Source organism: Bradyrhizobium sp., assembly GCF_030693485.1.
Lineage (GTDB): Bacteria > Pseudomonadota > Alphaproteobacteria > Rhizobiales > Xanthobacteraceae > Bradyrhizobium.
The window spans coordinates 1-12,279 of sequence record NZ_JAUYAN010000241.1; the positions used below are offsets into that span (position 1 = coordinate 1).

The 12,279-nt window shown below is 64.7% G+C and carries 10 protein-coding genes; 9 read left to right on the forward strand and 1 reads right to left on the reverse strand.

The window, feature by feature from the left end; translation table 11 throughout:
- Positions 1-188: 188 nt before the first annotated feature.
- A complete protein-coding gene (locus Q8N40_RS17770; protein WP_305712736.1) occupies positions 189-596 on the reverse strand; it encodes a hypothetical protein in 408 nt (135 codons plus the stop codon).
- A 163-nt stretch (positions 597-759) separates the two neighbouring features.
- Here Q8N40_RS17770 and Q8N40_RS17775 point away from each other — a divergent pair, with 163 nt between their 5' ends.
- The 9 genes from Q8N40_RS17775 to Q8N40_RS17815 all read left to right on the forward strand — a co-directional run bounded on the left by Q8N40_RS17775 (position 760) and on the right by Q8N40_RS17815 (position 12,014).
- Positions 760-1,407, forward strand: coding sequence for a trimeric intracellular cation channel family protein (locus Q8N40_RS17775; protein WP_305712737.1), 648 nt, complete (start codon positions 760-762; stop codon positions 1,405-1,407).
- A gap of 255 nt (positions 1,408-1,662) precedes the next feature.
- A complete protein-coding gene (locus Q8N40_RS17780) occupies positions 1,663-5,148 on the forward strand; it encodes an indolepyruvate ferredoxin oxidoreductase family protein (protein ID WP_305712738.1) in 3,486 nt (1,161 codons plus the stop codon).
- Positions 5,149-5,231: 83 nt separating this feature from the next.
- The gene (locus Q8N40_RS17785) at positions 5,232-6,380 is read left to right on the forward strand and encodes a thiolase domain-containing protein (RefSeq protein WP_305712739.1); all 1,149 of its coding nucleotides are present in this window, start codon (positions 5,232-5,234) and stop codon (positions 6,378-6,380) included.
- A complete protein-coding gene (locus tag Q8N40_RS17790) occupies positions 6,380-6,769 on the forward strand; it encodes a Zn-ribbon domain-containing OB-fold protein (protein ID WP_305322454.1) in 390 nt (129 codons plus the stop codon). The genes Q8N40_RS17785 and Q8N40_RS17790 overlap by 1 nt, the downstream gene beginning before the upstream one ends.
- 202 nt (positions 6,770-6,971) lie before the next feature.
- The gene (locus tag Q8N40_RS17795) at positions 6,972-7,832 is read left to right on the forward strand and encodes a MaoC family dehydratase (protein WP_305322453.1); all 861 of its coding nucleotides are present in this window, start codon (positions 6,972-6,974) and stop codon (positions 7,830-7,832) included.
- A gap of 71 nt (positions 7,833-7,903) precedes the next feature.
- Positions 7,904-8,782: an SDR family oxidoreductase gene (locus tag Q8N40_RS17800; RefSeq protein WP_305712740.1), complete on the forward strand. Its 879-nt coding sequence runs from the start codon at positions 7,904-7,906 to the stop codon at positions 8,780-8,782.
- Between the two features lie 129 nt (positions 8,783-8,911).
- Entirely contained in the window at positions 8,912-9,868 is a 957-nt protein-coding gene (locus Q8N40_RS17805; RefSeq protein WP_305712741.1) for a dihydrodipicolinate synthase family protein, read from the forward strand.
- A 135-nt stretch (positions 9,869-10,003) separates the two neighbouring features.
- A complete protein-coding gene (locus Q8N40_RS17810; protein ID WP_305712742.1) occupies positions 10,004-10,807 on the forward strand; it encodes an NUDIX hydrolase in 804 nt (267 codons plus the stop codon).
- Positions 10,808-11,072: 265 nt separating this feature from the next.
- On the forward strand, positions 11,073-12,014 hold the full coding sequence (locus Q8N40_RS17815) for a DMT family transporter (protein WP_305712743.1): 942 nt from the start codon (positions 11,073-11,075) through the stop codon (positions 12,012-12,014).
- Positions 12,015-12,279 lie beyond the last annotated feature (265 nt).

The window sequence follows — 12,279 nt, forward strand, 5'->3', positions numbered from 1 at the left end:
ATCGGGCGACCCAATATCCAGAGACATCAGCGAAGGACCCGAGAAGCCGCGGCGTACTGGGTCCCCGGTCAGGCCGGGGCGACGAGCTTTTCCGAGCAACAGTCGTGGTAGCATCTCGACCGCACACAAAAACGCGGCGGGCAATTGCTTGCCCGCCGCGTCGCTGGTTCAAATCGTCGCTGCCCGCGTTACCTGCTGGGAGCGGGGCTGGCCGGCGGATTGACCGCGGGAGCCGGTGCCGGCGGAGTTGGGCGCGCCGGGGCTGCGCCGGTCGTCGTGCCGGGTTCCGTATTGGAGCGCGGCGTCACGTCACGCATGCCGGTGGGCGCTGTCGGAGGCGACGTGCGCTCCGTGTTTTGAGCCGTCGAAGTGGTCGGCGTGGTGCCGGCTTCATTGACCGTCGAATTGTTCAGCCCATAGAAAACCGCGCCCAACACCACCGCGATGGCGATGGCGAACATCGCAACCTTGCCGCCGCTGGCAGGACCCTCGGCCAGTACGGGATCAGCCTGCAACTCGCTGTCGGGGCGGGACTGGCGGCGAATGTCGCTGTCGGCGGGATTGGTGCGATAGGGATCGTCCGGATTGATGGCCATGGATAAGTTCCTCCGTTGTCCCGTAACAACCTCCGGGGAATGGGAGGGTTCCGGAAGTTGCCGGCTTTTGTGCGAATGCAGAGCATAGCTGCCATTCATTTTGGCCTGTCAAGAATGGAACCCACCCCGTAAGTTCCAGAACATTGCTTGAGGGGGATTCGCAATGTGGGGCCTGCCGTCCAGCGATATCGTCCTGTATGCGCTGACGCTGGTCGCACTCGCGGCGCAGGCGATGACCGCGGCGCTCGCCGCGGGAAGGCGCAGCATGGATTGGGCCGGCGTATGCATGCTGGGCTGCATTACAGCGCTCGGCGGCGGCACGATCCGCGATGTCCTGCTCGGACATTACCCGCTGGTCTGGGTCCGGCATCCGTCCTTTCTGCTGCTCACCGCGGGCGCTGCGCTCGCCACCGTCCTGATGGCGCGGCTGGTGCATCGGCTGACCACGGCGTTTCTGGTGCTGGACGCGATCGGTCTGGTGGTTTTCACCATGGCGGGTTGCGACGTCGCCCGCCAAATCGACCCGTCTTCGTCGCTCATCATCGTGGTGGTGGCGGGGATGATCACCGGCTGCGCCGGCGGCGTACTGCGCGACATCCTCTGCAACGACGTGCCGCTGCTGTTTCGCGCCGAACTCTACGCCAGCGTTTCGATCGTCACGGGGCTGTTTTACGCCGCTGGATCCGGGCTGAATCTGAATCCGGAATGGTGGACGGCCCTGACCTTCGTCCTCGGCCTGTCGTTTCGCCTGCTGGCGATCCGCTACAAATGGGAAATGCCGAAATTCGTCTTCGACGAGACGCGCCGGTAGAATCGCTTGCTGACGCAGTGCACAAGAGCTTCCGGCCGTCCGGCACCGGCGTTACGTCGTTTCGCGCGAAGGCCTGCCGGCGACATAACCCGAATGGGCGGGACGGGCGCAGGGCCACGAAATTGCGATCTTTGGACGCGGGGCTCCAATACCGAGATTTGTGATGCGCGTTCCGCGAAAAGCGACATAGACTGGCTCCAAGCTAGGAAAAAGATTAGCTGAAAAGCCCCAACGCGGCGGCTCGAAGAGGGTGGAATGGGAATCAATCAGGGTCCGATCAGTCTGGACCAGAAATACACGCAAGGCTCGGGCCATGTCTTCATGACGGGCATCCAGGCCCTGGTCCGGCTGCCGATGGCGCAGATCCGCCGCGATCGCGCCGCCGGTCTCAACACCGCGGGTTTTGTCACGGGCTACCGCGGTTCGCCGCTCGGCGGCTACGACCAGCAGCTGTTCGCCGCGCGCAAACACCTCGAGCAGTACAACGTCAAATTCCAGCCCGGCGTGAACGAGGACCTCGCGGCGACCGCGATCTGGGGCTCGCAGCAGCTCAATCTGTCGAAGGGCGCCCGGCATGACGGCGTGGTCGGCATCTGGTACGGCAAGGGCCCCGGCGTCGACCGCTGCGGCGACGTGTTCCGCCACGGCAATGCCGCGGGCTCGGCCAAGACCGGCGGCGTGCTGTGCCTCGCCGGCGACGATCACGGCGCCAAATCCTCCACCGTGCCGCATCAGTCGGATCACGCCTTCATCTCGGCGCTGATGCCCTATCTCTATCCCTCCAGCATCCACGAAATGATCGAGATGGGCCTGCTCGGCATCGCGATGTCGCGCTACAGCGGATGCTGGGTCGGCATGAAGGTGATCACCGAGACCGTCGAGACCACGGCGGAGATCGATCTCAACGATGAACTGAAGCAGTTCATCATCCCGACCGATTTCGATATGCCGCCGGGCGGCCTCAACCTGCGCTGGCCCGACGACCGCTACGAGCAGGACCGCCGCCTGCAGGACTACAAGGGCTATGCCGCGGTTGCGTTTGCCCGTGCCAACAAGGTCAACCGCATCACCATGGATTCGCCGAACGCGCGATTCGGCATCATGGCCTCGGGCAAGAGCTACGAGGATATCAGGCAGGCGCTGCGCGAACTTGGCATCACGCCGGAGGTCGCCGCCAAGATTGGCCTGCGGCTCTACAAGATCGGCATGCCATGGCCGCTGGAGCCGCAGGGCGTGCGTGAATTCGCGCTCGGCCTGGAAGAGATCTTCATCATCGAAGAGCGCCGCGAGATCGTCGAGAACCAGGTCAAGCAGGAGCTGTTCAACCACAACGTCCGCCCGCGGATCGTCGGCAAGATGGACGAGCTGGACAAGCGCTTTCTGCCGTTCGCCGAAGAACTCTCGGTCGCTTCACTGGCAAGCTCGCTCACCGAGCGGCTGTTGCGCCTCAACCTCAACCCCGAAATCGCGGCCATGCTGCGCGCCAAGGCCGACTGGTTCAACGGCCGCCTCGCCAGCCAGATGCAGCCGGCGTCGCCGATCACCCGTACGCCGTATTTCTGCTCGGGCTGTCCGCACAACAGCTCGACCAAGGTGCCCGAGGGCAGCCGCGCCTTTGCGGGCATCGGCTGTCACTTCATGGCGATTTGGATGGACCGCAACACCGAGACGTTTACGCATATGGGCGGCGAGGGCGTGCCGTGGGTCGGCGTCGCTCCCTTTACCGACGAGCAGCACGTCTTCGCCAATCTCGGCGACGGCACCTACTTCCATTCCGGCAGTCTGGCGATCCGCCAGGCGGTCGCCTCCGGCGCCAACATCACCTACAAGATCCTCTATAACGACGCGACCGCGATGACCGGCGGCCAGCATGTCGATGGCGATCTGTCGCCGCAGCAGATCACGTTCCAGCTGCACTCCGAAGGCATCCGCGACATCTACCTCGTGTCGGAAAATCCCGATGCGTATCCAGCGTCCGACATCGCGCCGGGCACCAAAACCGCGCATCGCGACGACCTCGACGCGGTCCAGAAGACGCTGCGCCTGGTCAAGGGCGCCTCCGCCATCGTGTTCGTGCAGACCTGCGCCGCCGAAAAACGCCGCCGCCGCAAGCGCGGCACGCTGGAGGATCCGGCGCGCCGCGTCCTGATCAATCCCGCGGTCTGCGAAGGCTGCGGCGACTGTTCGGTGCAATCCAATTGTATCTCGGTTGAGCCGCTGGAGACCGAGCTCGGTCGCAAGCGCACCATCAACCAGTCGACCTGCAACAAGGACTATTCCTGCGTGAAGGGCTTTTGTCCGTCCTTCGTCACGGTCGACGGCGGCAAGTTGCGCAAGCGCGCACCGGCCGGCGTCGGCGAGATCGGCGAATTGCCGGAGCCCGCTTCGAAGCCCACGCTGGAGCGGCCCTATAACGTCGCAGTCGGCGGCGTCGGCGGCACCGGCGTGCTGACCATCGGGGCGCTGCTCGGCATGGCCGCCCATATCGAGGGCAAGGCCAGCATGATCCTCGACATGTCCGGCCTCGCGCAGAAGGGCGGCGCGGTGCTCAGCCATGTCCGGCTGTCCGAACATACCGCGGACGTCACCTGTTCGCGCATCGTCACCGGCACCGCCGACCTGGTATTGGCCGCCGATGAAGTCGTCGCCGCCGCCAAGGAAACCATGACGCTGTGTGAGTCCAGCCGCACCTATGGCGTCATCAATACCCACCTCATTCCGATCGCGGATTTCATCCTCAACCGCGATTTCAATTTCCAGGCCCGCAAGGTCAACCACGTTCTGGAAACGGCGTTGCGCAAGGACTCCTCGTTCTTCGACTTCACGAAGCCCGCCGAAGTGCTGCTTGGCGATTCCATCGCCACCAACATGATGATGATGGGCTACGCCTATCAGAAGGGCATGCTGCCGCTGTCGGCCGCTTCGATCTTGCAGGCGATCGAGGTCAATGGCGTCGCCATCAAGATGAACACCCAGGCGTTCCAGCTGGGCCGTCTGGCCGCCGCCGATCCGGCGCGGCTGGTGGCGATGATGAAGGGCCAGGACGACACCGTGGCGCCGAAGACGCTGGAGGCGATGTCGCTCGACGAGATCATTGCCCATCGCAGCGCGCTCTTGACCGACTATCAGGACGGCAAGCTCGCCGACCGCTACCGCAAGCTGGTGGCGAAGGTGCGCAGCGCCGCGTTCGACGGCGGCTATGGCGAAGCCTTAGCCCGCGCCGTCGCGATCAACTACGCCAAGCTGCTCGCCTACAAGGACGAGTATGAAGTGGCGCGGCTGTTCAGCGACGGCCGCTTCGAAAAGCAGCTGCGCGACCAGTTCGATGGCGACTTCAAGTTCAACTTCAACCTCGCCCCGCCGATCCTCGGCGGCGGCAAGGACGCGCTGGGCCGGCCGAAGAAGCGCGCCTTCGGCGCCTGGATGATGCCGGCGTTCCGCATGCTGGCGAAGATGAAGGCCCTGCGCGGCACCGCGTTCGACATCTTCGGCCGCAGCGCCGACCGCAAGCTCGAACGCGAGCTGATCATCGCTTACGAGAAGGACGTCGCCACCGTGCTTGGCCTGTTGTCGCCGGTCACGCTGGATACGGCGATCGAGATTCTGTCGCTGCCCGACCGCATCCGCGGCTACGGGCCGGTCAAGGAGAAGGCGGTAGAGGCGGCCAAAATCCGCTATGCGGAATTAAGCCGGGACCTCGTCAACCCGCCGCCGGCGCCGCGGCAGATCGCGGCGGAATAGGGCCTTGCGCTTTCGGGCGCTTGCCAACCCGGGTCTGACGCGCGAATACATCCGCAGGGAAGAAACACCAGCGGAGAGTTTTATTGACCATCAAGGGCAAGGCCTACATTGCCGGGATCTACGAGCATCCGACCCGGCACGCACCCGATAAATCCACCGCGCAGCTGCACGCCGAAGTGGCCAAGGGCGCCATCGAAGACGCCGGGCTGACCAAGGCCGATATCGACGGCTATTTCTGCGCCGGCGACGCCCCCGGCGGGCTGTGGCCGATGGTCGATTACCTCGGTCTTCGGGTCCGCCACATGGATTCGACCGAGACCGGCGGCTGTTCTTATCTGATCCATCTCGGCCATGCCGCCGAAGCCATCGCCGCCGGCAAGTGCTCGATCGCGCTGATCACGCTGGCCGGCAAGCCGCGCACCGGCGTGATGCCGCCGCGGGCGCAGGGCGCCGAGGCCGATTTCGAGACAGCGTACGGCGCTACCACCCACAACGCCTACGGCATGTGTGCCATGCGCCACATGCACGACTACGGCACCACCAGCGAACAGCTGGCCTGGATCAAGGTCGCGGCCTCGCACCACGCCCAGTACAACCCGCACGCCATGCTGAAGGATGTCGTCACCGTCGAGGACGTGCTGAATTCGCCGCTGATCTCCGATCCCCTGCACCGGATGGACTGCTGTGTCGTCTCCGACGGCGGCGGCGCGCTGATCGTCACCACGCCCGAAATCGCGAAAAGCCTGAAGAAACCGCTGGTGCGCCTGATCGGCCATGGCGAGGCGATGAAGGGCCCGCGTGGCGGCAAGGACCTCGATCTCACTTACTCCGCCGGCGTCTGGTCCGGCCCGCGTGCCTTCGAGGAAGCCGGCGTCACGCCGAAAGACATCAAATACGCCTCGATCTACGACAGCTTCACCATCACGGTGCTGATGCAGCTTGAAGACCTCGGCTTCTGCAAGAAGGGCGAGGGCGGCAAGTTCGTCTCCGACGGCAATCTGATTTCCGGCGTCGGCAAGCTGCCGTTCAACACCGACGGCGGCGGGCTCTGCAGCAATCACCCGGTCAACCGCGGCGGCATCACCAAGATCATCGAGGCCGTGCGGCAGCTGCGCGGCGAAGCGCATCCGAAAGTCCAGGTACCGAATTGCGATCTCGCCATCGCCCACGGCACCGGCGGCCTGCTCGGCGTACGTCACGCCGCCTCAACCTGCATCCTGGAGCGTGCGTAATGGCTGAAGCAAGGAAATATCCGGCGCCGCAGGGCAATCCCGAAACTGCGCCGTTCTGGGAAGCCGCCAGGCAGGGCAAATTCCTGATCAAGCGCTGCACCGCCTGCGGCGAGCCGCATTACTTTCCGCGCGCGATCTGCCCGTTCTGTTTCTCCGACCAGACGGTGTGGGAGGAAAGCTCGGGCGAGGGCGAGATCTATACGTTCAGCCTGATGCGCAAATCCCCGACCGGGCCTTACGCGATCGGCTATGTCACGTTGAAGGAAGGCCCGTCGGTGCAGACCAATTTTGTCGATTGCGAGCTGGAGAAACTCAGGATCGGCCAGAAGGTGAAGGTCGTCTTCAAGCCGACCGACGGCGCACCGCTGCCGTTCTTCACGCCGGTGTAGGCCTTCCCTTCTCCCCTTGTGGGAGAAGGTGGCAGCCGAAGGCTGCCGGATGAGGGGTTTTCTCCGCGGGCAGTGTGCTCGCTAAAGCAACCCCTCTCCCAGGTGAGTTTGTTGCGGGCCCCGGCGATGCCCTCTCCCACAAGGGGAGGGGGCGATGCGACGGGCGCCGGCTAAAAGAATAAATTCGGGGAGAGCAGACAACATGCCGATCAAGTACGACGAGCTGATGGCGCTGAAGAATCTCGGGCAGAAATATTCCTACACCGACCGCGAGGTGATGCTGTACGCCTATGGCATCGGCATGGGCGCCGATCCCATGGACGAGAGGGAGCTTGCCTTCGTCAATGAGGCCACCGCCACGCCGCGCGCGCTGAAGGTGGTGCCGACCTTTGCGTCGGTCGCGGCCTGGGGCGCCGGGCCCGGCGAGATGAATCTCAATCGCGTCATGGTGGTCGACGGCGAGCGCGACATCACCTTCCACAAGCCGCTTTCGACCGCCGCCAACATCACCGCCGACTCCACGGTGCTCGACGTGTTCGACAAGGGCAAGGACAAGGGCGCGGTGATCCGCCACAAGACGATACTGCGCGACGACAAGGGCGAGCCTTTGGCCACCCTTTTGGCGTCGCGTTTCGCCCGCGGCGACGGCGGCTTTGGCGGGCCTTCCGAAGGCCAGCCCGAACCGCACAAGATGCCGACGCGTGCGCCTGACAAGACCGTCGATATCACGACCCGTCCGGACCAGGCGCTGGTGTACCGCCTGTGCGGCGACCGCAATCCGCTGCACTCGGATCCCGAATTCGCCAAACGCGCCGGCTTCCCGGCGCCGATCCTGCACGGCATGTGTACCTACGGCATCACCTGCCGCGGTGTGCTGCAGACCTATGCCGACTACGATGCCGGCGCCTTCAGGCAGCACGCGGTGCGGTTCTCCTCGCCGGTCTATCCCGGCGAGACCGTGACCATGGAAATGTGGAAGGACGGCAATGTGATTTCGTTCGAAGCCAAGGTGAAGTCGCGCAACGTCACCGTGATCAAGAGCGGCCGCACGGTGCTGGGATAATTCCTTCGTCATTCCGGGTCGGCGCTCACGCGCGCTCCGGAATGACGGCAGATACAGGGGAGCAAAACACCATGGGATTACTCGACGGCAAGGTTGCCATCATTACCGGCGCCGGGGGCGGGCTCGGCGAGGCCTATACCAAACTGTTCGCGCGCGAGGGCGCGGCGGTGGTGGTCAACGACCTCGGCGGACCGCGCGACGGCTCGGGCGCCGACGTCTCGATGGCGCAGCAGGTGGTCAACGCGATCAAGGCCGAGGGCGGCCGCGCCGTCGCCAATGGCGCCGATATCTCCACCATGGCCGGCGGCCAGTCGGTGTTCGACGACGCCATCAAGCATTTCGGCCGCGCCGATATCCTGGTCAACAACGCCGGCATCCTGCTCGACCAGACCTTTGCCAAGGCGACTGAAGCCGCCTGGGACAAGGTCCTGAAAGTGCACCTGAAGGGAACCTTCTGCGTCACCCAGCCGGTGTTCCGCTGGATGCGCGAGAACGGTGGCGGCGTCATCGTCAACACCTCCTCGACCTCGGGCTTGATAGGCAATTTCGGCCAGAGCAATTACGGCTCGGCCAAGGGGGGCATCTGGGGACTGTCCAACGTGCTGGCGATCGAGGGCCGCAAATACAACATCCGGATCTGGACCCTGGCCCCGGGCGCGCTGACCCGCATGACCGCCGACCTGCCGCGCTACATCGAAAACCCCAAGGCGGCGCTGGGGCCTGATGGGATCGCGCCGGCCGTGCTATACATGGTCAGCGAACTCTCGGGCGACCAGACCGGCAAGACGCTCGGTGTCTCCGGCCCGCGCGGGGTACGGGAAATGCGCATGATGGAAAAGGAAGGCTGGAAACCACCGCACGAAGGCTGGAAGGCGCAGGACATCGCCGAGCACGCCAGCGACATCTTCTTCACCGACGAAGAGATCAAGATGGGTGCGCGGCGATTTTGACACTCACCGTCATTCCGGGGCGATGCGCAGCATCGAACTATGGTACGCAATTGCGTACCTGAGAATCTCGAGATTCCGGGTTCGGCTCTGCGAGCCGCCCCGGAATGACGACAGCAAACAGAGGCACTCATGACCAAACTCACCCACAAGGCCGCCGGCACCTTCGCGATTGCGCCGACGCCATTCCACGATGACGGCCGCATCGACGACAAGTCGATCGACCGGCTGACGGACTTCTACGCCGAGGTCGGCTGCGACGGCGTCACGGTGCTCGGCATTCTCGGTGAGGCGCCGAAACTCGATGCCGCCGAGGCCGAGCAGGTCGCGGTGCGCTTCGTCAAGCGCGCGAAGACCATGCAGATCATCGTCGGTGTTTCCGCGCCGGGCTTTGCCACCATGCGCTCGCTTGCGCTGAAATCGATGGATGCGGGTGCTGCCGGCGTCATGATCGCGCCGCCGCCGCATCTGCGCACCGACGACCAGATCACCGGCTATTTCAAGCAGGCCCAGGAAGCGATCGGCGACGACATTCCCTGGGTACTGCAGGATTATCCGCTGACCCTGACGGTGGTGTTCACGCCCGCCGTGATCCGCAAGATCGTGATGGACTCGCCGTCCTGCGTGATGCTCAAGCACGAGGACTGGCCGGGGCTGGAAAAGATTTCCGCGTTGCGCGCGTTCCAGAAGGACGGCTCGCTGCGGCCGCTGTCGATTCTGGTCGGCAATGGCGGGCTGTTCCTCGATTTCGAGATGGAGCGCGGCGTCGACGGCGCCATGACCGGCTATGCCTTCCCGGAGCTGCTGATCGACGTCGTCAACCTCTCGAAGGCCGGCAAGCGCGACGCCGCGCACGATCTGTTCGACGCCCACCTGCCGCTGATCCGCTACGAGCAGCAACCCGGTGCCGGCCTCGCGGTGCGCAAATACGTGCTGCAGAAGCGCGGCATCATCGCGTCATCGGCCCAGCGCAAGCCGGGCGCTACCATCACCGCCACGGCGAAAGCCGAGGTCGATTACCTCTTGTCGCGCGTCGCCCGGGTCGACAAGCGCGCCAACCTGCAGCCGCAAGCCAGCGCGGCGGAGTAGCTACTCGATCCCTCATGGTGAGGAGGCGCTTCTTCAGCGCCGTCTCGAACCATGAGAGCCCACCTCTCTCATCCTTCGAGACGCGGTCCAAGGGGACCGCTCCTCAGGATGAGGGTCCCACCAGGAGTGCGACCCATGTCCAGCGAACCCGCCAAACCGCCGCGCGCCGCATCGACCATCCTGCTGTTGCGCGACAGCGCCGCCGGAGAAATCGAAATCTTCATGATGGTGCGCCATTACGAGATCGACTTTAACTCCGGTGCGCTGGTGTTTCCCGGCGGCAGCGTCGACAAGGGCGATCAGGAGATCATCGCCGATCCCGCGCTTTATTCCGGCGGCGAGGGGCTCGACGCCGCCACCTTGAGTTTTCGCATTGCCGCGATCCGCGAGACCTTCGAGGAAAGCGGCATCCTGCTGGCGCGCCCGAGGGGATCGAAGGCGCTGGTCGATGCCGCCAAAGCGAGCGAGATCGAGGCCGCGCACCGCGCCGACCTCTGCGACAGCAAGATCACATTTCTGAAAGTTCTCACCGACAACGGCATGGTGCTGGCGCTCGACGAACTTGTGCCCTATGCGCACTGGATCACGCCCGAGGGCATGCCGAAGCGGTTCGACACCTGGTTCTTCCTCGCAGCGGCGCCGCCGGAGCAGGCCGGCGCCCATGACGGCAAGGAATCCACCGATTCGATCTGGGTGTCGCCGCGCGAGGCTCTGGAAGGCGGCGACAGCGGCCGCTTCAAGCTGCCATTCCCGACCACCCGCAACCTGATCCGGCTCGGCAAGCAGCCAAGCGTGCACGCAGCGCTCGAGGAATCCAGGGGCAAGACGGTGGTGACCGTGATGCCGGTCATGACCAGGCTCAACGGCGGCCGGCAACTGCGGATTCCGCTGGAAGCGGGATATGACGGGGACGTGTTCGAGGTCGGGGCGGCGGGGTGAGACCGCTGTAGTTAGGGCAACGCCTCGGCCGTCATCGCCGCGCAACGGCTCCGCCGTTGTCGCTGGAGGTGCGAGCTTCTTCGGCGAGCCTCGAAGGATGAGAGGGAGTTCGCTTGCGGTCCATCCTTCGAGGCGCGCCCAAGGTGGGCGTGCACCTCAGGATGACGATCTCTCTCGGTCAGCATACTTCGTCACGCAACGAAAATATATCAGCGCTCCACCCGGTAGTGTCCGTCTCGACACAGACGCGAACGGACCAGCCTTCATGCACCCCTCCCATCCGCGCCCGCCCAGCATCGCCGTGGAGCTGGCGCTGCTCTTGGCGCTCGCGACGCTGTGGGGCGCTTCCTATACGTTCATCAAGATCGGCGTGGCGACGATACCACCGGTTACCCTGATCGCTGCCCGCACCCTGATCGCCGGAGTGCTGCTCCTGATCATCATGCGTTGGCGCGGCATAACGCTTCCGATGGACGCCGCGACCTGGCGGCGCTTCCTGTGGCAGGCCTGCCTCAACAGCGTGATCCCCTGGACCATGCTGGCCTGGAGCGTGCGCTCGCTGGACGCCGGGCTCGCCACCATTCTCAATTCGACGTCGCCGATCTTCACCTTCTTCCTGACGCTGGCCATCACGCGCCACGAGGCGCTGGCGCCCCGAAAGCTGTTCGGCGTCTGTGCCGGGATGGCCGGCATCTGCCTGATCGTCGGGGTGGAGGCGCTGAATGGGCTGGGCGATCAGCTGGTCGCGCAGATCGTGGCCGTGCTGGCCGCGATCTGCTACGCGGGTGCCGCGATCTTCGGACGCGGCTTTAAAGGCCTCGATCCGATGGCGCCGGCCGCCGGCTCGCTGCTGGCGGGCGCGGCGATCCTGATTCCGCTCAGCCTCGTGGTGGACCGGCCATGGACGCTGGCGCCGTCGGCCGGTTCAATGCTGGCGTTGCTGGTGCTGGCGGTGTTTTCCACCGCGCTGGCCTTCGTGATCTATTTCCGGCTGGTGCAGACGCTGGGCTCGGTCGGCACCACCGCGCAGGCTTACTTGCGGGTGCCGATCGGCGTCACGGTCGGCGTGGTGTTTCTCGGTGAGAGCCTGACGGCGACAGCGTGGAGCGGGCTGGCTTGCGTCGTGCTCGGCGTCGCCGCGATGACAATCCCGGCGCGGAAGGTGGTGGCAAGAGCGCATGACCCGTGCGATGGACGTCAAGCGTGATGTGCTGTGTGACTACCCGACGGGCAAATCACTTCCGTTTATCGGAAATGATGTCAAGTCCCTCGCGCAAAAATAATTCTGTTTATCGGAACTAAAAATCAGGCTATATGTTTCGCCATCCCGGCCCACTCCGAGCAACTGTGCTGAAGTAGACCGGTGATCGGCCGGCCTCAAGGCTGGCGCGAAGCGCGCCCCCGCCTTCGGCGGCTGACGGCCTTGACCCCGTCCGTTCCCCGGTCTGTTGGCTTGGCATGCGCTCGGTCGA

Excerpts from the sequence above, each read along its gene's own strand:
- Q8N40_RS17775 (WP_305712737.1), top strand. The coding sequence starts at position 760 with ATGTGGGGCCTGCCGTCCAGCGATATCGTCCTGTATGCGCTGACGCTG.
- Q8N40_RS17805 (WP_305712741.1), top strand. The coding sequence starts at position 8,912 with ATGACCAAACTCACCCACAAGGCCGCCGGCACCTTCGCGATTGCGCCG.
- Q8N40_RS17795 (WP_305322453.1), top strand. The coding sequence starts at position 6,972 with ATGCCGATCAAGTACGACGAGCTGATGGCGCTGAAGAATCTCGGGCAG.
- Q8N40_RS17800 (WP_305712740.1), top strand. The coding sequence starts at position 7,904 with ATGGGATTACTCGACGGCAAGGTTGCCATCATTACCGGCGCCGGGGGC.
- Q8N40_RS17815 (WP_305712743.1), top strand. The coding sequence starts at position 11,073 with ATGCACCCCTCCCATCCGCGCCCGCCCAGCATCGCCGTGGAGCTGGCG.
- Q8N40_RS17770 (WP_305712736.1), bottom strand. The coding sequence starts at position 596 with ATGGCCATCAATCCGGACGATCCCTATCGCACCAATCCCGCCGACAGC.
- Q8N40_RS17790 (WP_305322454.1), top strand. The coding sequence starts at position 6,380 with ATGGCTGAAGCAAGGAAATATCCGGCGCCGCAGGGCAATCCCGAAACT.
- Q8N40_RS17810 (WP_305712742.1), top strand. The coding sequence starts at position 10,004 with ATGTCCAGCGAACCCGCCAAACCGCCGCGCGCCGCATCGACCATCCTG.
- Q8N40_RS17780 (WP_305712738.1), top strand. The coding sequence starts at position 1,663 with ATGGGAATCAATCAGGGTCCGATCAGTCTGGACCAGAAATACACGCAA.